The following is a 19,379-nucleotide window of genomic DNA, read 5'->3' as shown; positions in this document are numbered from 1 at the left end:
GTCACCCCTGCAGGAGACGCACGTATGAGCACCTTCCGCCGCCCCATCTCCCCCACCGAGCTGATGTACTTCCCCATGCGGGAACTGGCTCCCCCGTTCCTCATGCAGCTGGCCATCGAGGGCACCGGCGGCCTGGACGCGGAGGAACTGCGGCGGGCCGTAGCCGTTGCGTCCGAGGCGAATCCGGGAGCACGACTGGTCCGCGAGGGTAAGTACTGGGTGGACAACGGGCAGGCGCCCGCCGTGCGGGCGGTGCCTCATGTGCTGGAATACCCTGCGCTGGAGGGCGATCCGGTGCTGAACAGCCCGATCGGGCCGACGTCCGCGGCCACCGCCGAGGTGCTGCTGCTCACCGCCGATCCGGTCACCGTGATCTTCCGGGTGTTCCACGGCGTCATGGACGGTATGGGCATGGTCATGTGGGCCACCGATGTGCTGCGGGCGCTGCGCGGGCAGGAACCGATCGGTGCGGCCGACCCCGTTGCCGACGAGGAATTGGTGCGCAAGGTCGGCGCGCCCGGCCGTCCCGCGCTCATGCTGCCGCGCTGGCGCTCCGCGCTCGGCACCGGCCGGCAGGATGCGGGCCAGCCGCGACATCTGTTGCGCCACCGCACCATCAATGCCACCGGACCCGGCGCCATGGTGCGCGTCGCGGCGATTCTGGCCGATGAGGGCGGGCCGGTCTCGCGCATCATGATCCCGGTCGATCTGCGCCGCCACGATCCGGAACTGCGCTCCACCGGCAATCTGGCGCTGCCGCTGTTCCTGGATGCGAGTCCCGGCGTCGACTGGAAGCAGCTCAACGCGGACAAGAAGATCGGCCTGCAGGAACGCCGCGAACTCAATCAGATGGAAGCCGCGCGGCTGTCCAATGTGCCGCCCGCCGCCGGTAAGGTCCTGCTGCGCTCGCTCAACTGGGCGGGCGCCCGGCTGGGCCGAAACCTGGCCTCCGCCACCGTCTCCCATATGGGCCGCTACGACTTCGAGGACATGGCCGTCCCCGGCTTCACCCCCACCTCGGTCCGCGTCCTCCCCCAGCACAGCGTCGCCATGCCCCTGCTCTTCGGTCTCACCGAAGGCGGCGGCCGCACCGAGCTCACGGTCTCCGCCCGCAGCGGCCGCGGCATCCCCGCCCGCCTCGACGCCCTCCTGGACCGCATCGTCACCACCCTGGAAACCGAATTCGCCCCCTCGGATTCGGCCGCGTCATGACCGCTGACGCGCTACCACCCGTCATCACCCGCACCGAACAGCCCGCATCCCTATCGAACAGCCTTCGTCGGCCCTGTTCGATGCAGACAGGGGCTGTTCGGTCAGTCCACACAGCCTTCGTCATCCCGGCGAGCTTTCGGCCGGGATCCACACCCGCGACACTGCCACCCAGTGCGGTGGATCCCGGCCGAAAGCATGCCGGGATGACGGGGCGTGCTCACGCCGGAATGACGCGGAGTGCTTCGGCCGGCATGTGCAGGCGGGCCGCATGATTACGGCGTGGGCGCGGATTGTGTTGGCGCGGCCGAAGACTGTGCTGGTGGTGGCGGTGTTGTTCGCGCTGGCGTGCGGGCTGTTCGCCACCGGGCTGGCGAGCAAGGTCAGTGCGGCGGGGTATACCGATCCGGGCAGTGAATCCAGTGCGGTCGACGACTGGGTGAAACAGGCTGTGGGGCCGCAGAATCCGGATGTGGTGGCTATTTACACCGCGCCGGAGGGGCAGACGCTGGCCGATATCGGGCCGCAGGTGCAGGCGGCGGTGGCGAAGGTCGATCCGAAACTGCTGGATCGGCCGGTCGAAACCTATTGGAACAGTCCGCGATCGCAGTATCTGCGCTCCGCCGATGGGCGCGAGGCGGTGGCCGTGGTGTTCGCGGCCGGTGACGAAAACCATCGCATTGCGGTGTATCCTCAGATTGCGGACGCGCTGCGGATGCCGGGGCTGCAGACCAAGATGACCGGATACAGCGCGCTGGCGCAGGCCATCAGCGACCAGTCGCGGCACGATCTGATTGTGGCCGAATCGATTTCGATTCCGCTGACCGCGCTGGTACTGGTGCTCGTCTTCGGCGGCATCGTGGCGGCCTCGCTGCCGGTGATCGTCGGCACGCTCGCGGTGATCGGCGCGCTGGGAGCCGTCGGCATCATCGCCCAGTTCACCGAAGTCAGCGTGTTCGCGATGAACGTCGTCTCACTGCTCGGGCTCGGATTGGCCATCGACTACGGGCTTTTCATAGTCGGGCGATTCCGTGAGGAGCTCGTACAGGGCCGCTCCACGGAAGCGGCGGTCACCCGCGCGCTGGACACCGCGGGCCGCACCGTGCTGTTCTCCGCGGTCCTGCTGATGTGCGCCTTCGCGGGCACCTTCGTCTTCCCGCAGGCGGTGCTGCGCTCCCTCGGATTCGGCGCCATCGCGGCGGTCGGCCTGGCGGCGCTGCTGTCGGTGACCGCACTCCCCGCCGCACTCGCCCTGCTCGGTCCCCGGATCAGCAAATGGAGTTGGCGCGCAGACGCTTTCGAACGCTCCGAGGAACGCGCACACCGATTCTGGGGCCGCGTGGTCACCGCGGTCATGCGCCGCCCCGGCGCGGTCGCCATTGCGGTCGGCGCCCTGCTGCTGGTGCTGGCCGCCCCGCTGACCGGCGTACGGCTCGGCGATATCGACCACACCGCATTGCCCGCGGGCAATGAAACCCGCACGGCCGTAGAGGAATTGTCGGCCCGATTCCCCGCCGCGAACAGCGGTGCGACCGTACTCGTGCGCGAATCCGACGGCAGCGCACCGACTCCCGCCGCCATCAGCACCGCCCTGCGTGAGCTGGGCGCGGTTCAGGGCGTCAAACAGGCGCTGCATCTGGAGACCCGCGACAGCGTCGCCGTCATTCACACGGTGCTGGTCGCGCCCGACCGCTCACCGGCCGCACAGGAGACTGTGCACCGCCTGCGCGATCTGCGACTCGACGGCCTCGCGCTACAGATCGGCGGCGAAAGCGCCGCCACCGCGGACAGTGTCACGGCGGTGCTGTCCAATCTCCCGCTGATGATCACCGTCATGGTGCTCGCCACCCTGCTCATGCTCGGCCTCGCGTTCCGGTCCGTGGTGCTGCCGGTCAAAGCGGTGCTCATGGCCTTCCTCAGCCTGGCCGCCACTTTCGGCATCCTCACCTGGATCTTCGACAAGGGCCATCTGGCGGGCATCCTCGGCGTGAGCGTCGGCCCGGTATCGGCCAGCATGATGGTCCTGATCATCGCCGTGGTCTTCGGGCTCTCCACCGACTACGAGGTCTTCCTGCTCTCCCGCATGGTCGAAGCCCACGAGGCCGGAGCCGATACCGAGGAAGCGGTCCGCACCGGCACGGTCCAGACCGCCCGCGTAATCACCGCGGCCGCAGCCCTTCTCGTCCTCATCACCGGAGCCTTCACCCTCTCGCCCCTCACCCCGATGCGCTTCCTCGGCCTCGGCATGGTGATCGCCCTGATCATCGACGCCACCCTGGTCCGCATGCTGCTGGTCCCGGCCCTGGTCAAACTCATGGGCCCCGCCAACTGGTGGACGCCACCGCGCAGCAGAGTGAAACCATTGCCGCACAGCCGGATCGACGCCGAAGTCGTGCAGCCCCAGGACTCCAGGAGCGGATAAGCCTGAGTCAGTCGGCGGTGCGGGCGGAGAGAACCGCGTCGTAGAGTTCGCGGCGCGAGGCGCCGGTCGCCGCGGAGACCTCGGCGCAGGCGTCCTTGAGGCGCAGGCCGCCGGAGATGAGGGCCTCGACCTGACTCACCAGATCGGCGGGTTCCTCCGAAACCGGTTGTGCGCCTTCGAGAACCACGGTGATCTCACCCCGCGCCCCGTCGGCGGCCCAGGCGGCCAGCTCGGCCAGGGTGCCGCGCCGCACCTCCTCATAGGTCTTGGTGAGTTCGCGGCAGACGGCGGCGCGGCGGGTGGGTCCGAGAATCTCGACCGCGTCGGCCAGGCAGTCCCCCAGGCGGTGCGGGGCCTCGAAGAAGGCGACCGCGCGCTGTTCCGAGGCCAGCGTCCGGAACCACTCCTTGCGCTGACCGGATTTACGCGGGGCGAAGCCGTCGAAGCAGAAGCGCTCGACGGGAAGACCGGACAGTGCCAGCGCGGTGGTGACCGCCGAGGGACCGGGCAGACAGGTGATGGGAAGGCCGCGCTCCACACAGGCGGCGACCATGGTGTACCCCGGATCGCTGACCGAGGGCATGCCCGCATCGGTGACCAGCAGCACGGTGCGACCGCCCTGGATCTCGTCCAGCAGCATGGGAATCCGGGCCGTCTCCACATGATCGTAGAAACTCACCACCCGGCCGGTGATCTCCACCTCGAGCGCCTTGGCGAGCGAGCGCGTGCGGCGGGTGTCCTCGGCGGCGACGATATCCGCCGAGCCCAGCGCATCCCGCAGCCGCTGCGAAGCGTCACCGATATCGCCCATCGGTGTCGCCGCGAGCACCAGTCGTCCGACCGCGATCGGCTCGCCGCTCATTGCACTCCTGTTCGTAGATGGACTACATCGCCCCCGGCAGCTGTCCTCGAGAACCCGGCCGCATCGCTCGGCGGCTGCCGCGGACTCCTGCCGCGATCCGGACCGTGCCAGCATACGGGCGCAGTTCACGGGAGCCCGCCGGACCGATCGGCCACCGCTGCGGTGGCCCCGGCCGCAAGCGCGATCGGCGCTGCCCGATCGTCCTGCGCAGCAGTCGACAACACGCCCACCGGAGTCGCCAGGAAGCGGGCGGACTGCGCGTAGCGCGAGGTTGGGTGCAAGGCTCGGGCGATGCGGCGGTTACCAGGGCGGGACCTCGGGCCGAGTACCGCCTAACATCAACGGCGTGACCCAGGTGACCGACGCGCGACCGCCAGCTACGGAGGCGGGGGTGGCGCTGTCCAGCCCGGCGCCGCTGCGACCCTCACCGGATTTCGGGCCTGCCGACCGGGCCCGCGGGTGGGTAGTCACGCTCTTCCTCACCGCCGTGGCCGGACTCACCCGCTTCATCCAGCTCGGATATCCGACCGACGGCAAGACACCCGTCTTCGACGAGAAGCATTACGCCCCGCAGGCCTGGCAGATCCTCACCGGCGGCGGCGTCGAGGACAACCCGGGCTATGGCCTCGTGGTGCACCCGCCGATCGGCAAGGACATGATCGCCCTGGGCGAGGCCATCTTCGGCTATACCGGCTGGGGCTGGCGCTTCTCGGCCGCCGTCTGCGGAACCCTGCTGGTATTCCTGGTGATTCGCATAACGCGGCGGATGACCCGATCCACGCTGATCGGCGCGTTCGCCGGCATTCTGCTCATTGCCGACGGCGTCAGCTTCGTCTCCTCGCGGCTCGGAATGCTCGATATCTTCCAGGCCATCTTCGTGCTCGGCGCTTTCGGCTGCCTGATCGTGGACCGCGATGAAATGCGGGCGCGCATCGCCCTGGCCTACGCCGAGGGGCGCATCGACGACAGTGAGTACGGGCCGCGCTTCGGGGTGCGCTGGTGGCGCTTCGGCGCGGGCGTCCTGCTCGGGCTCGCCTGCGGAACCAAATGGTCCGGTTTGTATTACGTGGCAGCCTTCGGCATTATGAGCGTCGCCTTCGACCTGGCCGCCCGGCGTGGATACCGGGTGCGGCGGCCGTGGGCGGGCACGGCCGTCCGGGACGTCGGGCCCAGTCTGTACGCGCTCGCGGTGGTGCCGTTCCTGGTCTACATGGGCACCTTCTGGGCCTGGTTCGCCAATGAGACCAGCTACGACCGGTACGCGGTGGGCATTCACGTGGGTCGCGGCGGCGCCTTCGACTGGGTGCCGACCGCGCTGCGCTCGCTCTGGTACTACGGCGGCGAGGTGCTGACCTTCCACGAGGGCCTCACCAATTCCGCGGGCAATCACCATCCGTGGGAATCGAAGCCGTGGACCTGGCCGATGGGCTTGCGGCCCATGCTCTACTACTACGCCGACAGCGGCGTGGGCGGCTGCGGGCAGGCGGTGTGCGTGAAGGCCGTCATGCTGATCGGCACACCCGCGCTCTGGTGGGTGGCCTTCCCCATGCTGGGCTGGGCGGTGTGGCGCAGCTTCGTGCGGCGTGACTGGCGGTACGCGGCCATGCTGGTCGGCTACTGCGCCGGACTGCTGCCGTGGTTCCTGCAGCTGGACCGGCAGATGTACTTCTTCTACGCCGTCCCGATGGCGCCCTTTCTGGCCATGGGCGTCGCGCTGGTGCTCGGCGATGTACTCGGCCACGCCCCACCGAGCGGGCGGCGACTATCGGGCGCGCCCGGCTGGCAGCATCCGGCGCCGCAGAGCGAACGGCAGGGCCTCGGACTGCTGCTGGTGTGCCTGTACGTGGCGCTGGTCATCGCCAATTTCATCTGGCTCTGGCCGATTCTGACCGGCATGCCCATCACCACGGGCAGCTGGCACGACCACCTGTGGTTACCCAGCTGGCGATGAGCCCGATCACTCCCTGATCTCGCCCAGTGCGGCGCGCAGATAACGCACCGCCGCTTCGTCATCCAGGCCGAGCCGCCGGATCACCGCCACGTATTCGGTGGCGGCGCGACCGGCCACATCCCGGGTCGGATCGCCCGATGAGGCGATGAAAGAGCCCAGGCGGCCGCGGGTTTCGAGCACACCGTCCTGTTCGAGCTCGCGGTAGGCGCGCGCTACCGTATTGGGCGCGAGCGTCAGCTGTGCCGCGAGCGCGCGCACCGTGGGGATCTTGGTTCCGGCGGCGAGCTCCCCGGACCGCACCCGGGCGACAATGCCCTGGCGCAGCTGTTCGTACGGCGGCACCGTCGAATGGTGGTCAACCGGGATGTCGAGCATGGTTTTTCACACCTCGTCACGCGACAGCGGGCAGGACAGGCAGCGCGGACCGCCTCGGCCGGAACCCAATTCGGAACCCGGAATGGCCAATACCTCGATACCGGCGTCGGCGAGCCGCGCATTGGTCATCTCATTGCGCTCGTAGGCCACGACCACGCCCGGCGCGAGCGCCAGCGTGTTGTTGCCGTCGTCCCACTGTTCCCGTTCGGCGGCAACACCATCCAGGCCGGTATCGATCACCCGCAGCTCACCGATGCCCATGGCCTTCGCCGCGGCCGGCAGGAAGGGGTCCGGTCCCAGCATATGCACCGTCCCGTCCACCTCCTTGCGAATGGTGAACGCGCACAGGGAATCCTGCAGATTCGGGTACATGACCATGGCATCGGTGTCGACCATGGTGCACACCGTGTCCAGATGCATGGTGGCGCGGGTCTGCGCGATCGGAACCGCCAGCACGGTATGCGCGAGATCGTCCTCGAAGAGACTGCGCGCCAAGGCTTCCGCACCGGCGGGTGTGGTGCGCTCCCCCACCCCGACCGCCACCACGCCCTTGGCCAGCAGCAGCACATCGCCGCCCTCGATGGGCGCGGTATGCGATTCGTAGGCCCGCCGCACCCCCAGGAAACGCGGATGGAAGGCGTAGATGAGATCGGTCAGCGAGGTCTCCCGCGCCCGGGCGGGCAGCGCCAGCGAGGTGATGGCCACCCGCGGACCCACCCAGAACGACGAATCCCTGGTGAAGAGCAGATTCGGCAGCGGGTCGATGACAAAATCGTGCCCGTGGTGCATGCGCACCACCAGCGAGGTGTGATCGGGCCCGAAGGGCAGCTCATCGAAGGTCATGCCCGCCATCAGCAACTGCGCCAGATCCGGCGCGGGCACCGTGCGCAGATAGGCCGCCAGTTCGTCGGCGAGCGCATGCCCGAGCCGCCGTGCGTCCACCGCGCCGGAAATGCCCTGTATCCGGGCCGCCCCGCTGACCGCGATGGTCTCGGTGAGCAGATCGGCCAGCAGCAGTACCTCGACTCCGCGCTCGCGCAACACCCCGGCGAAGAGGTCGTGCTCCTGCTGCGCCCGTTCCACCCACGGGATGGCGTCGAAGAGCAACTGATCATTGTTGCGAGGGGTGAGCCGGCGCAGTTCGTCACCCGGCCGGTGCAGCAGCACCGTGCGCAGTGCGCCGACTTCCGAGGTCACGGAAAACGGTCGCGCCGTGGGCGCAGCCTTTGTTCCCATATCCTGACGGTAGTTCCCCGCGGCACAGAAGGCATGCAATTCGCGCGCGGGAAAAACCTCGACTAACCTTCAGGTATGCAGACCGCGTCATGGCAGGCGAAGGAATTGACGCCGGGCCAGCTGGCACAACGCGCCGGAGTTACGGTGTCCGCCTTGCATTTCTACGAACGTGAGGGCTTGATCACAGCCCGCCGGACGAGCGGCAATCAACGCCGCTACCCCCGGGAAACCCTGCGCCGGGTGGCCTTCATCCGCATCTCACAGCGTGTCGGAATTCCGCTCGGCGAAATCCGCCAGGCCCTCGACAATCTGCCCGACGGCCGCAACCCCACGCGGCGCGACTGGGAGGCGCTGTCGACGGCGTGGCGATCCGATCTCGACGAGCGCATCGAACAGCTGATTCGCCTGCGCGACAGCCTCACCGGCTGCATCGGCTGCGGCTGTCTGTCCCTGGGGACCTGCAAAATCGTCAATGCGCACGATCACCTCGGCGACGAGGGTCCGGGCGCACGCGTGCTGGACGTGCACGCCGCCGAATCCTGCGGCAAGCACGAGAGCGCCGACCATGCGGGCTGCGAACTGCCGCTGGCGGAAACTTCCTGAGCCGCACCTCGGGAGAAGACCCCCGGGGTCTAGGCCTCGGGCGTGAGCTCGGGCTTCGGGGCCTTCACGGGCTCGGGCTCGGATTGAGCTTTCGGGAGGTCCGGCTTCGGCGGGATCTCCGCAACCTGCACGCGCGGCAGGAACGTCGTGAACAGCGCATTGGCGCGGCGCATGGCGAATTCGTACGGCCAGGCGAACTTGCGCACCCACCAGTAACCGAAGCGGATATCGAACTGGGTGTGAATCAGGTACCGGCCCTTCTGCACTCCCGACAGAATCGACTGCGCCACCTCGTCCGGATTCTTGGCATGCCGGCGGAAACGATTGATCCACGCCTGGATTCGCGGATCGTCCCGATCCACGCCGACAATATCCACGCTCTGCACCAGCGGGGTGTCCACCGCACCCGGCACCACCAGGTGCACGGAGATATCGTGCCGCTCCAGATCGAACCGCAGCACCTCGGAGACCCCGCGCAGCCCGTATTTGCTGGCGCTGTAGGCCGCATGCCACGGGAATGCCATCAGTCCGGCCGCCGAGGACACATTCACCAGCGCCCCGCCGCGTCCGGCCTTGATCATCGGCGGCACGAAGTTCTCGATCACGTGAATGGGACCCATGAGGTTCACATCCACCATGCGCTTCCAGTGCTTGTGCTCGAGGTTCTCGACCGTGCCCCAGGTCGAGACGCCGGCGATATTCATCACCACGTCGAGCGCGCCCACCTGCTCGTGCACCTGCCCGGCGAAGGCGGTGACGGCGTCGTAGTCGCTGATATCGAGGGCCTGCGCGAAGTCGACCACCCCGCCCGCGGCGCGGACCTCCGCGACCGCCGTATCCAGGCCGTCGGAATTCACGTCCGTCAGTATCAGCTGCGCCCCGCTACGGGCCGCGGCGAGGGCGGTGGAGCGCCCGATGCCGCTGGCAGCTCCGGTGATCAGAGTCTTCTTGCCGCTGAAGGTTCGCTCGCGCACGCCGGTCCACATCCCTTGATCGCCCCTTTAGTCCACGAACGTACTACGCGCTCAGGTGCGCTCGCGAGCAGCGCGACCCCCAATTGAGCCCCTATTTTCAGGGGGTACCCATCCGACCGGTACCCGGTAGATCCAGGTCGAGGGCGATGCGCCCGGCGGCCAGATGCTGCTCCACCTCATCGGCGGGCATGGGTCGCGCGATCAGAAATCCCTGCGCACGATAGCACCCGAGAGCCACCAGGGTGCGCGCCGCGACGGTCGTTTCCACACCCTCGCCGACCACGCCGAGACCGAACGAACCGGCCAGTCCGACAATCGATTTCACGATGGCCAGATCGTCCGCGCTGGCGCCCAGGCGCTGCACGAAACCACGGTCGATCTTGACCGCGTCGACCGGCAGCGCCTTGAGATGGGAGAGCGAGGAGTAGCCGGTGCCGAAGTCGTCGATGGCGATCTGCACGCCCATGCGCTTGAGCCCGCGCAGCGTCACCTGGGTGCGCGCGAGATCCTGCACCACCACATGTTCGGTGATCTCCAGGCAGACCGAACTGCCGTCGATGCCGTAGCGGCGCAGAATTCCCTCCATGGTCTCCACGAAGTCGAGACTCACCAGCTGCACCGGCGACACATTGATACGGATGACCACACTCGAGGCCAGGCCCCGCCGGCGCCACGACGCGAACTGCTCACACGCCGTGCGAATCACCCAGCGCCCCAGCTCACCCGCGAGATTGGTGGCCTCCGCCACGCCGACGAACGCGCCCGGAGGCAGCAGTCCGCGCGTCGGATGCTGCCAGCGCACCAGCGCTTCGAGCGCCACCACCCGGCCGGTGCGTAGATCCACTTCCGGCTGATAGTGCAGGATCAGCGAACCGTCCGACACCGCGCCGCGCAGGTTCAGCTCGACATCGTCCTGCAGTTCGAACTGAGCGCGCATGGCATCGGTGAAGACCGCGACGCCATTGCCGCCGCTCGACTTCGCCGACAGCAGTGCGTGATCGGCGCGGCGCAGCACATCGGCGACCGTGGTCTCCCCCGGAATGCCCACGGCCACACCTACACTCGCGCCGCGGCTGACCGTCTCCCCGCCGACCGTCACCCGCCGGGCGATCAGCTGCTGGATCCGGGTGGCCTCGAGATCGGCCGCACCGGCGTCCATCGGCTTGGCCGGGACGATGACGAACTCATCGCCGCCCAGCCGAGCGATCATGTCGCCGGGATCGAGGTGATCACGCAGCCGGGTGGCCAGCGTGCGAATGAAATTGTCCCCCGCCGTATGCCCGAGGAAGTCGTTGAGCGCCTTGAGCCGGTCCAGATCCAGGAAGAACGCCGCCACCGGACCGGGAGCTCCCGTCCGCAGCCGCTCCTCCATATGCTCGAGCAGCGCGCGCCGATTGGCCAGCCCGGTCAGATCGTCGTGCATGGCGATATAGCGCAACCGCTCCTCGGCCACCACGCGCGCCTGCAACTGCGCGAACAGCGCGGCAATCGCCTTGAGCACATTGAGCTCTCGCGTACTCCATTCGCGATCGCCCTCCTTGACGAAACCGAGCACACCGGTCGATTCGCCGCGCGATACCAGTGGCACACACGCCATCGACACCTGCGGGATCCCGGAGGACAGATGGATGGTGTGCTGATAGTCGGCGTGTTCGGGGATCGGCCGCACGATCAGCGGCTCGGTGGCGTGCTCCAGCTTCGCGAACACCGAATCGGCGCGATCGAAGTAGGTGACGCGCAATGGATCCGGTTCGATGGTGACCGAACGGCTCGGCCATTCCGCGATGAGCACGGAGGCACGTCGTTCCCTGTCGGTGTGGCGCAGGTAGCTGAAGTCGACATCGAAGTGCTCGACGAGCCAGGACAGCACGCGCTCACTCGCCGCCACCATCGTGGTGGCGTCGACACCCATCAACTCCGAGGCAACCTGGGTTACCAGTGAGTCGAGCGTCTGCCGAGGCACCTTGTCTCCGATCCCATCAGCGGTCTTCCGCACCCGGTGTGGGAAGGCGCCGGCTCCGGACCGTGACCTCCGCCGCATAGCTCAGGCGAAGTACCAACGCCACGGTCTCGTGCTCGGGCACTCCCAGCAAGTCCAGGAAACGGCCTTGAAGTGACGCTAGTGTATCGGCGAACTCGGTGGAAACCGTGTTCAGATCAGCAGCCTGTCGGGCGTACAGGAACACCGGAGAGACCGGCTGCACCGCCAGGCCGTGCCGCTGCGCCTCGATCCACACCCGCTGCAGCGTCTCGCCCGCGCGGGCGTAGGCGGTCAATTCTTCCGGGTCGTGCAGTGGCGGCGCCGGGAAGGTGACCACCGCGATCGCCGAGGCGGACAGCACCCGGTCGCGGGTGTACTCGCCCAGTGCGATGCCGCCGTTCCAGTCCCGAATCCGGTCCATCACATCGGCGCGCCCGGCGATATCGAGCTTGGCCAATTCGTCGGGCGCCAGTTCCATCGTCCGCAGGTCCAGGCCGGTGCGCAGATCGCCGCTGGGCCAGCGCAGTTCGGAGAACATCTCGGCATGCAGGCTCGGGGTCAGGTAGCGCGCCTGATCGGAGGCGGCGAGCAGGGTCGCGGCGGTCGCCAGATCGTCGGCCTCGGTCACCCAGCGCAGCCCGCCGCCCGCCTTGGCCGCGGTGGTGCCGAGGGTGTCGAGTACGGCCGGGTCCAGCGGATCGCCGCTGCCCAGCCTGCGATTGGTGACGCGGCTGAGCAGATCCGGGTAGTCACGGGCCAGCTCGGGCTCACTCCAGTCGCTCAGATGCAGGACGGCGGTGAGCGGTGCGGTTCGGCTGTGCCGTCCGGTTTCGCCGGTGAACAGGTAGGACTCGCCGAGCACACCGCGCGCGGCCGCGGCGGCGCGGGCGTTGTACAGGGCCGCGCCGACCGCCACCGCACTGCCGCGGTAGCCGATGTCCATGCCCGACGAGCGCTGCACATCCAGTTCTATGACGATCGCCGAATTCTCCCGGCGCAGTGACCAGGGCTGCACATTGCCGCCCGAGGGGGCGAGCTGGGCGGCCGCGAGCACGGCTTCGGCCGCACTGCCGGGCTGGTCCGCGGGCGCGGGCTCCGCGGGCCACCGCAGCTCGGTGACGCCCGCGGGTTCGGCGATCGCATCCAGGCTGGCGGCCAGGTCCACGCGGGTGCGGCCGGACGGCAGCACACCGCCCAGCCCGATGCGGCGCACCGCGGCGGCCACGGTGGCGCCGCCCAGTTGCACATCGCTGGCGAGCTGTGGCCAGCTGTCGAGGGTCTGGTCGATTTCCACCAGGCTGGCGGCAAAGCGGTCGGAAAGGCCGTGCGCGTCCAGGATTCGCACCACGAATGGCGCTTTCTCGCGCGTGCTCAGGCCCCGGAGATCGGCGCGCGTCGCACCGCCGAGTAGTCCGTGGAAAGGCTCGCGATCGGGTTCGAGGTCATAGCGCTCGATATCGAGCAGCCCGCGATCGCTGGTCTCCATGAGCAATGGGATCCGATAGCGGCGGGCGGCCTCCCGAACGGCCAGCTTGATATCGAGGGAGTCGCACTCCTCCACCACCAGGGTGAGGCCCGCGAAGAAGTCGTCGACGTTCTCGTCGGTGAGTCCGGCCTCGAAGATCTCCACCGGGAGGTACGGGTCGATCTCGGCTATCCGGCGGGCGGTGACCACCGCCTTGTTGACGCCGATATCGAAGAGCGAGCCGGGAATCCGGTTCAGGTTGGCCAGTTCGATGGTGTCGAAATCCGCCAGCCTCATCCGCCCGCAGATGCCCTCCATAGCCAGCGTGTGCGCGATGGCGTGACCTACGCTCTGCCCGACCACACCGATCGTCTGCTGTGCCAGCTTTTCCTGCTCCGAGCGGGTCAGCTTGTTGCGATTGCGGTCCAGCCGGACGGTCCGCAGCAATTCCGGGCCGGGCAGAGCTACCGCCGCGTGCCGCCACGGATAATAAATCCAGCGATCCGCTTCCGGACCTTCCGACAATTCCGGCGGCGCTACCAGATCATTGAATTCGGTGCGCAGCAAATCCCGCAGATCGGTGAATTCGATACCTGGTTCGGCGCGCAATTCATTTATCCGGCGCGCATCCTCCGGATCGGATTCATCGAGAAACAGCGGTCGATATTCCGCGGCCGCTTTTTTGTCGGGATTCATTGTCAGGCAAGCCCTCCGGTGCCAGTGAGATCCGCCGGCAGCTCGGTATCGCCGGCCGCGAGCGCGAGCTGCTCGGCTTCGATCAAAGTCAGCTGTGATTCGGCGGCTACCGAGCGATAGGTCCGCATATCCCACCACAGCGGAACGGTTCGATAGCGATTGTCGGGAAAGGGCACCGCGGGAATCCACCAGTCGGAGCGGGCGCCGCTGGTGCGATAACCCTCGGCAGCGTGCTCACCTGCGGTGACAAAGCCGTAGCGGGCGCGCAGTAATGAGGTGACGTGCACAACGCAGCGGTCGAGGGCGGCACCGAGTGCGCGGCGCTTGCCGCGATCCAGGCCACGATCGGCCCAGACGGCTTTCACCTCCACGACACCCTCCGGTATCCGGTCGGCAACCCGCTTGCGCAGGGCCGATTCGCCGGGCCGACCGGCCCAGGCGGCGAGGGCATTGACCTCGTCCACGTGGGTGTACGGACCTTGCACCCGCATGCCCGCTACCACGTCTCCGAATGGATCGATGGCGGCCACGAAGAGTGCGCTGGAACGCCCGTCAGCCGTTTTGTCGTATTCGAGTGCTGCATCAACTCCATAGCGTCGGTAAGCACGCAATGCGCCGGTGATGTTGCGGCGCCACAGGCCCGGGTGCGCTTGCGGTGTACCCACCCAGAAGGTGCACCCTGACGACGCATCCTGGAATCGCAGCAAGTCCTCATCAGCTGAATCCGACGGGACGACTGCGACCACTTCCACAGCCATACAGTTCCTACTCCGTTGCTGCGCGGGCTCCCGCGCGACTACCGAGCCCCCGCCCGATACGGTCGTGTATCAACCGTGCCCGGTACAGGCACCCAAGGGAGTATCCGCCAGCCGGAGAAAATTGTCCAGGCGTCCGGCAAATCTTCCGAAACCCGAATGGACGTCTAGAAATCCCCCCTGGTCAAACCATTGCTATCAGGTATGAAACACAACCACAAGACTGGTTGGTTTCCATTTAGCTAACAGATGGCTATCAGATCAAGATCGAGATGAACAACTCCAGTTCGGACGGCCCCGACCAGATCTCGATCTCCTCGCGGTAGGCCCGGGAAATCTCCGCCGAGGCGGTCGCATCGTCCACCTGAGCCCACACATCCTCGGCCGGATCGTGATAATCACCATTCGGCTGAAAGCGGGCGTAGACACCCTTGGGAACCCGGATCAGCACATCGCCGATCGGAGCCTGCTCCGGCGTCGGGTATTGGTAGGAGACGAGCACGTTGTAGTTCCCCGCCGGATCCGGCACGTACACGGTGGCCAGGGGAAGTTCGTCGCCGTCGCGGTCGCGCAACCGGTCGCGCAGGAATTCGATGAGCTCGCTGTTGCTGACCTTGAAGCTGGGCCGCACCCGCGGTACCACGAGACCGCCGTACACACCGCCCGGCCGCACCACGATCGAATAGGTCATGAAGGCTCGACCGCCAGATACAGCTCGATCTTGTAGGCGTGTGGGTAGCACTCGAAATCACCGCTGTGCGTGCGCCGGATGTGGTTGTGCTCCTCGGCGTACGCGATCTGGGTCCAGAGATCGGTCATCACCTGCGGAAAGCTACCGACCGAAGAGAATCTCGCATAGGTCCCGCGCGGCAGCCGCGCCACCACGTGACCGCGGGTGACCTCGTCGAAGGATTCGCACTGGTACCCGACGATCTGGGTGTTGTAGGTGCCGAGTTCGGCCGCGTAATCGGTATAGGCCGAGGCGAGCGGGCCGCCGAGTTCCTGATGCAGGACCGCGGCCCAGGCCACTTCCAGATCGTGATCGCGCAGTTCACCGAGAGCACGTTTGGGGCTGCGCACCGGCAGTCCGGCGACCCACGTCTCGTCCCGCTCGACGATCTCAAACTGCATTGGTAGGAACTCTCTCTGGGTGTGACGCACAGCCCGCTGGCCAACCTTCGCCATGCTATCAACCATGTTCGGAGTGCTCGGGCAACACGACTGGGGCGCTGTCACCGCGTGCCCGGAGGTCACGCCGGATCGCGCCTGCGGTGAGGCCGGGCCAGCGGTGCGCGCCAGTGCCGCCAGAGCGCGAGGAAGCGGAGTGCCACCGCGCCCGCACCCGCCAAACCGCCCGTCCAGTAGGTGTATTGACCGTGGTGCAGCAGTACGGCGGTCGCGGCCGAGCCGAGCAGTGCGGGCACCGCGTAGAGCTCACCGTCACTCAGCACGCTGGGTGTGATTCCGGCCAGCACGTCCCGGACCACGCCGCCGCCGACCGCTGTGACCACACCCAGCGCCGCCGCCGAGGTGGCCGGAAGTCCGTGCTGAAATGCGCTGACAGTGCCGGTCACACAGAAGATCCCGAGCCCGACCCCATCGGCCAGCAGCAGCGGGGTGCGGGTGACTCGATGCGGTGGATGCCAGAAGAAGATGAGGGCTGCGGCCAGCAGGGCCGTGGCCGCATAACTGACGTGCACGAAGGCTGTCGGCGGAGTCTCACCGATAATGAGATCGCGCAGGATGCCGCCGCCCGTCGCGGTGCAGACGGCCAGGACCGCGATGCCGACCACATCGAAATTGCGGCGCACCGCGAGCAGCGCACCCGAGACGCCGAATGCGAACACGCCCACCATATTTCCGACCTTCTGGGCCGTCCCGACTGCATTGCCGAGCTCGACGAGATCACTCACGGCACCGGTTCCTTTCACTGTCGCAAACAGTCGGCTACCGGGGCACAGTATGCCTCGCCGCCGCGCCGCGCCGACATCTCCCGCTCGACCGGGCGATGTGGTTGAGTCACCCACGTGTGCCGGACAATTGCGGAGCTCGAAGCGCAGCTCACAGCCTGTCGCGCCTGCCCGCGACTGGTCGAATGGCGGGAACAGGTCGCGCACGACAAACGCGCCGCTTTTCGTGACGAAAATTACTGGGGCAAACCGGTTCCCGGACTAGGCCCGGCCGACGCCCGAATCCTCATCGTCGGCCTCGCCCCAGCCGCCCACGGCGGCAATAGAACCGGCCGCATGTTCACCGGAGACCGCAGCGGCGACGTACTGTTCGCCGCCATGCACGCCGCCGGCCTGACCAACCAGCCCCAGAGCACCCACCTCGGCGACGGCTTGGAATTGCTGGGAACCCGCGTCACCGCCCCGGTGCACTGCGCCCCACCCGACAACAAACCAACCCCCGCCGAACGTGACACCTGCCGCCACTGGCTCATCACCGAACTGGGCCTGATGGCATCCACCGTCCGCTCGATCGTGGTCCTCGGCGGCTGGGGCTGGCAGGCCCTCCTACCCGCACTGTCCGAATCCGGCTGGGAAATCCCGAAACCCAAGCCGCGCTTCGGACATGGCGTGCATTACGAACTCGCACCCGCACGGGACGACCGCGCGCCGCTCCACCTGTTCGGGAGCTATCACGTAAGCCAGCAGAACACTTTCACCGGACGACTCACGCCCGCGATGCTGGAAACCGTGCTGCTCGAAGCCAAGACCGCCACCGGCCTGGATAACGACTGAAGCGCAGGCTTCCCATACTTCGGCGCTAGCCCCATTCGCTGACCACGAACTCACGTCGGACGAAACCGCAACGCACGAGGTATAGTGATTACTATACTCACTCCGGTGGCCGGCCAGGGCTGGGACATCTATGTAGTCGATGAAGTTCGGGAATGGATCGAGCAATTGGAAGGATCCGACTTCAATCGGGTGGTTCAAGCCATCGACATATTGGCCGAGTTCGGACCCGGCCTCGGGCGGCCACTCGCGGACACCATCACGTGTTCGAAGATCCCGAACCTGAAGGAGCTGCGCCCAGGCACCGTCCGCATCCTGTTCGTGTTCGATCCCTGGCGATCGACTGTTCTCTTGGTTGCCGGCGATAAGCACAAAAGGTGGGATTCGTGGTATCGCACAGCGATTCCGCTAGCCGAACAACGCTACGAGACATACTTGACCGAACGACGAGAGGAACTGGAGGGGCCGCGATGAGCGGACACTCGCGCTGGCAAGACATCCGCGCCGAGCTCATCGAACGCGCGGGCGGCGAAGAAGCTGTTGCTGTCGGCAGAGAGGAACTGCTGGCCGAGATGATCGGCCATCGTCTCGCCGAGATCCGCCTGTCTCGCGGGCTGACCCAGCTGCAGATCGCCGAACGCATGGGAGTCACCAAGGGGCGGATCTCGCAAATCGAGCGCGGCAATATCGCGGGCTACGAACTGCTGGCTCGCTACGCGACTGCGCTCGGCGGCCGACTCCAACAGTCGATTCACTTCGACGATGGGGAGACAGCGGCCATCGCTTGATCCCGGACAGGCGCCGGAAGACCTTGTCGCCCGGCCTGAGCGGTCGAAAATCGACCGACACATGCAAAATTTGCCGCCTCGAGGCGATTTGTGACCGCTCAGGCCGATACCCCGGTGACCCGATATGGGCTCGCGCCCTCCTGCCTCTCGCACCGCACCCGATACGATGCGGTCGTGAGCAGGGCCGATAACTCCCCCAACGGCGATGTGGTCGGCCCTCGACTGGGCACCGCCGAAACAGCTGCGGCGATGAATCGCCGACCGCCGCGTTCTGGCAGCGAAACGCCGGTGAATCGCCGCGAACCGTCGCGAACCGCGGGTTCCGGCGGTGAAACGCCGGTCAAGCGCAGGCGGTCGCAGACTCGGCAGCGGCTACTCGATGCGGCATTCGATGCCTTCGCCGAGGACGGGCTGGGGCGGTGCACGGTCGAGCAGATTTGTGAGCGGGCCGGGTTCACGCGGGGCGCGTTCTATTCGAACTTCACCTCATTGGAGGAGTTGTTCCTCGCCATGTGGGAACAGCGCTCGGCGGCAATGCTCGAGCAGGTGACCGCAGTGCTGTACACCGACCTCCCCGTCGACGATCCGCGGCAAGTGGTAGAGCATGTGCTGGCCGCAGTCCCCGTGGACGACAAGTGGTTTCGCATCACCTCCGAATTCACCGCCCACGCCCTCCGCAACCCACCCCTGCGCCGAGTCATGGTCGCCCGCGAGGAAGCCATCAGCGCCGCCCTCACCCCCGTCCTCACCCGCCTCCTGAAGCGCGCCGGCCGCCAAGTCCCTGACCCGGCAGCCCTGAGCCGAGCCTTGATCGCAGTCCACGACGGCACGATGGCCCAATGCCTCCTCGAACCCGGCACCCCCGCCCTCCGCGACTACCGCCTAGACCTCTTCCTCCGAGTCCTCGACTCCTACACCACCCCCCTCGATTCCCCCTGAGAAACAGCCCCCAACCAGCCGATTCGGCGACACCCCCGCCCACCTGCTAAAGTTTTCCACCGCAGGCCGGTAACGGTCAGCGGCTGGGGCTATAGCGCAGTTGGTAGCGCGTCTCGTTCGCATCGAGAAGGTCAGGGGTTCGATTCCCCTTAGCTCCACTTTCACCGATCGCCCGTGATCTCGACAGAGGCTGCGGGCGATCGTCGTTTTCGCACTTGTGTAATCACACCTTCGCCATCCGTCGACAACTGGGCGCCTTGCTCCGGTATCCGCTTGCACTGTCACCGTTATCTGCCCGACGCCGCCTTCCGCGCCGGAGCCGGTCGCCTGGGCCTGTGCCACCCGCCCTCCGGCCATCATCATCGAGCCCGCAATCCCCGCC

The 19,379-nt window shown here is 67.1% G+C and carries 19 protein-coding genes and 1 tRNA gene; 9 read left to right on the top strand and 11 right to left on the bottom strand.

Going from position 1 to position 19,379, the window contains the following annotated elements; translation table 11 throughout:
- Positions 1-24: 24 nt before the first annotated feature.
- Together OG716_RS35830 and OG716_RS35825 are read left to right on the top strand one after the other, a co-directional pair.
- Positions 25-1,212, top strand: coding sequence for a peptide synthetase (locus tag OG716_RS35830; RefSeq protein WP_405134724.1), 1,188 nt, complete (start codon positions 25-27; stop codon positions 1,210-1,212).
- Between the two features lie 271 nt (positions 1,213-1,483).
- Entirely contained in the window at positions 1,484-3,631 is a 2,148-nt protein-coding gene (locus OG716_RS35825) for an MMPL family transporter (RefSeq protein ID WP_405140146.1), read from the top strand.
- Positions 3,632-3,638: 7 nt separating this feature from the next.
- Here the strand turns inward: OG716_RS35825 and rsmI are convergent, their stop codons facing one another.
- Together rsmI and OG716_RS35815 are read right to left on the bottom strand one after the other, a co-directional pair.
- Positions 3,639-4,493 carry a 16S rRNA (cytidine(1402)-2'-O)-methyltransferase gene (gene rsmI, locus OG716_RS35820; protein ID WP_405134723.1) on the bottom strand — a complete coding sequence of 285 codons (855 nt, stop codon included), beginning with the start codon at positions 4,491-4,493 and terminating at the stop codon, positions 3,639-3,641.
- Between the two features lie 125 nt (positions 4,494-4,618).
- Positions 4,619-4,774, bottom strand: a complete 156-nt coding sequence (locus OG716_RS35815; protein ID WP_405134722.1) for a hypothetical protein — start codon at positions 4,772-4,774, stop codon at positions 4,619-4,621.
- A 65-nt stretch (positions 4,775-4,839) separates the two neighbouring features.
- Here OG716_RS35815 and OG716_RS35810 point away from each other — a divergent pair, with 65 nt between their 5' ends.
- A complete protein-coding gene (locus OG716_RS35810) occupies positions 4,840-6,444 on the top strand; it encodes a dolichyl-phosphate-mannose--protein mannosyltransferase (RefSeq protein ID WP_405134721.1) in 1,605 nt (534 codons plus the stop codon).
- A 6-nt stretch (positions 6,445-6,450) separates the two neighbouring features.
- Here the strand turns inward: OG716_RS35810 and OG716_RS35805 are convergent, their stop codons facing one another.
- Positions 6,451-6,819 carry a GntR family transcriptional regulator gene (locus OG716_RS35805; protein WP_405134720.1) on the bottom strand — a complete coding sequence of 123 codons (369 nt, stop codon included), beginning with the start codon at positions 6,817-6,819 and terminating at the stop codon, positions 6,451-6,453.
- Positions 6,820-6,825: 6 nt separating this feature from the next.
- Positions 6,826-8,055 carry an arginine deiminase gene (arcA, locus tag OG716_RS35800; protein ID WP_355119540.1) on the bottom strand — a complete coding sequence of 410 codons (1,230 nt, stop codon included), beginning with the start codon at positions 8,053-8,055 and terminating at the stop codon, positions 6,826-6,828.
- A 75-nt stretch (positions 8,056-8,130) separates the two neighbouring features.
- On the opposite strand from arcA, the gene soxR reads away from it, so the two are divergent.
- Positions 8,131-8,658, top strand: coding sequence for a redox-sensitive transcriptional activator SoxR (gene soxR, locus OG716_RS35795; protein WP_355119542.1), 528 nt, complete (start codon positions 8,131-8,133; stop codon positions 8,656-8,658).
- A 29-nt stretch (positions 8,659-8,687) separates the two neighbouring features.
- On the opposite strand, the gene OG716_RS35790 is transcribed toward soxR, so the two are convergent.
- The 7 genes from OG716_RS35790 to OG716_RS35760 all read right to left on the bottom strand — a co-directional run bounded on the left by OG716_RS35790 (position 8,688) and on the right by OG716_RS35760 (position 16,385).
- Positions 8,688-9,632 (bottom strand): SDR family oxidoreductase, encoded by a 945-nt coding sequence (locus OG716_RS35790; RefSeq protein WP_405134719.1) that lies wholly within the window; start codon positions 9,630-9,632, stop codon positions 8,688-8,690.
- A 97-nt stretch (positions 9,633-9,729) separates the two neighbouring features.
- Positions 9,730-11,595 carry a putative bifunctional diguanylate cyclase/phosphodiesterase gene (locus OG716_RS35785; protein WP_405134718.1) on the bottom strand — a complete coding sequence of 622 codons (1,866 nt, stop codon included), beginning with the start codon at positions 11,593-11,595 and terminating at the stop codon, positions 9,730-9,732.
- A gap of 16 nt (positions 11,596-11,611) precedes the next feature.
- Positions 11,612-13,774, bottom strand: coding sequence for an Rv1355c family protein (locus OG716_RS35780; protein WP_405134717.1), 2,163 nt, complete (start codon positions 13,772-13,774; stop codon positions 11,612-11,614).
- A 2-nt stretch (positions 13,775-13,776) separates the two neighbouring features.
- Positions 13,777-14,439, bottom strand: a complete 663-nt coding sequence (locus OG716_RS35775; protein WP_405134716.1) for a hypothetical protein — start codon at positions 14,437-14,439, stop codon at positions 13,777-13,779.
- A 346-nt stretch (positions 14,440-14,785) separates the two neighbouring features.
- Positions 14,786-15,220 (bottom strand): effector binding domain-containing protein, encoded by a 435-nt coding sequence (locus tag OG716_RS35770; protein ID WP_327142172.1) that lies wholly within the window; start codon positions 15,218-15,220, stop codon positions 14,786-14,788.
- Entirely contained in the window at positions 15,217-15,660 is a 444-nt protein-coding gene (locus tag OG716_RS35765; protein ID WP_327142173.1) for a GyrI-like domain-containing protein, read from the bottom strand. The genes OG716_RS35770 and OG716_RS35765 overlap by 4 nt, the downstream gene beginning before the upstream one ends.
- Positions 15,661-15,779: 119 nt before the next feature.
- A complete protein-coding gene (locus tag OG716_RS35760) occupies positions 15,780-16,385 on the bottom strand; it encodes a trimeric intracellular cation channel family protein (RefSeq protein ID WP_405140144.1) in 606 nt (201 codons plus the stop codon).
- A gap of 171 nt (positions 16,386-16,556) precedes the next feature.
- Here OG716_RS35760 and OG716_RS35755 point away from each other — a divergent pair, with 171 nt between their 5' ends.
- The 5 genes from OG716_RS35755 to OG716_RS35735 all read left to right on the top strand — a co-directional run bounded on the left by OG716_RS35755 (position 16,557) and on the right by OG716_RS35735 (position 19,155).
- Positions 16,557-17,273: a uracil-DNA glycosylase gene (locus OG716_RS35755; RefSeq protein ID WP_405134715.1), complete on the top strand. Its 717-nt coding sequence runs from the start codon at positions 16,557-16,559 to the stop codon at positions 17,271-17,273.
- Between the two features lie 105 nt (positions 17,274-17,378).
- Positions 17,379-17,744: a type II toxin-antitoxin system RelE/ParE family toxin gene (locus tag OG716_RS35750; RefSeq protein ID WP_405134714.1), complete on the top strand. Its 366-nt coding sequence runs from the start codon at positions 17,379-17,381 to the stop codon at positions 17,742-17,744.
- The gene (locus OG716_RS35745) at positions 17,741-18,058 is read left to right on the top strand and encodes a helix-turn-helix domain-containing protein (protein ID WP_405134713.1); all 318 of its coding nucleotides are present in this window, start codon (positions 17,741-17,743) and stop codon (positions 18,056-18,058) included. The genes OG716_RS35750 and OG716_RS35745 overlap by 4 nt, the downstream gene beginning before the upstream one ends.
- Positions 18,059-18,307: 249 nt before the next feature.
- Positions 18,308-18,997 (top strand): TetR/AcrR family transcriptional regulator, encoded by a 690-nt coding sequence (locus OG716_RS35740; protein WP_405140142.1) that lies wholly within the window; start codon positions 18,308-18,310, stop codon positions 18,995-18,997.
- An 85-nt stretch (positions 18,998-19,082) separates the two neighbouring features.
- Positions 19,083-19,155, top strand: a tRNA-Ala gene (locus tag OG716_RS35735).
- The last annotated feature ends 224 nt before the right edge of the window (positions 19,156-19,379 follow it).

Origin of the sequence: Nocardia sp. NBC_01388 (genome assembly GCF_045040085.1) — a bacterium.
Lineage (GTDB): Bacteria > Actinomycetota > Actinomycetes > Mycobacteriales > Mycobacteriaceae > Nocardia.
This window is presented reverse-complemented; position numbering and strand designations above follow the sequence as displayed.

Excerpts from the sequence above, each read along its gene's own strand:
- OG716_RS35830 (WP_405134724.1), top strand. The coding sequence starts at position 25 with ATGAGCACCTTCCGCCGCCCCATCTCCCCCACCGAGCTGATGTACTTC.
- rsmI (WP_405134723.1), bottom strand. The coding sequence starts at position 4,493 with ATGAGCGGCGAGCCGATCGCGGTCGGACGACTGGTGCTCGCGGCGACA.
- OG716_RS35805 (WP_405134720.1), bottom strand. The coding sequence starts at position 6,819 with ATGCTCGACATCCCGGTTGACCACCATTCGACGGTGCCGCCGTACGAA.
- arcA (WP_355119540.1), bottom strand. The coding sequence starts at position 8,055 with ATGGGAACAAAGGCTGCGCCCACGGCGCGACCGTTTTCCGTGACCTCG.
- soxR (WP_355119542.1), top strand. The coding sequence starts at position 8,131 with ATGCAGACCGCGTCATGGCAGGCGAAGGAATTGACGCCGGGCCAGCTG.
- OG716_RS35780 (WP_405134717.1), bottom strand. The coding sequence starts at position 13,774 with ATGAATCCCGACAAAAAAGCGGCCGCGGAATATCGACCGCTGTTTCTC.
- OG716_RS35770 (WP_327142172.1), bottom strand. The coding sequence starts at position 15,220 with ATGACCTATTCGATCGTGGTGCGGCCGGGCGGTGTGTACGGCGGTCTC.
- OG716_RS35765 (WP_327142173.1), bottom strand. The coding sequence starts at position 15,660 with ATGCAGTTTGAGATCGTCGAGCGGGACGAGACGTGGGTCGCCGGACTG.
- OG716_RS35760 (WP_405140144.1), bottom strand. The coding sequence starts at position 16,385 with ATGGTGGGCGTGTTCGCATTCGGCGTCTCGGGTGCGCTGCTCGCGGTG.
- OG716_RS35745 (WP_405134713.1), top strand. The coding sequence starts at position 17,741 with ATGAGCGGACACTCGCGCTGGCAAGACATCCGCGCCGAGCTCATCGAA.
- OG716_RS35740 (WP_405140142.1), top strand. The coding sequence starts at position 18,308 with ATGAATCGCCGACCGCCGCGTTCTGGCAGCGAAACGCCGGTGAATCGC.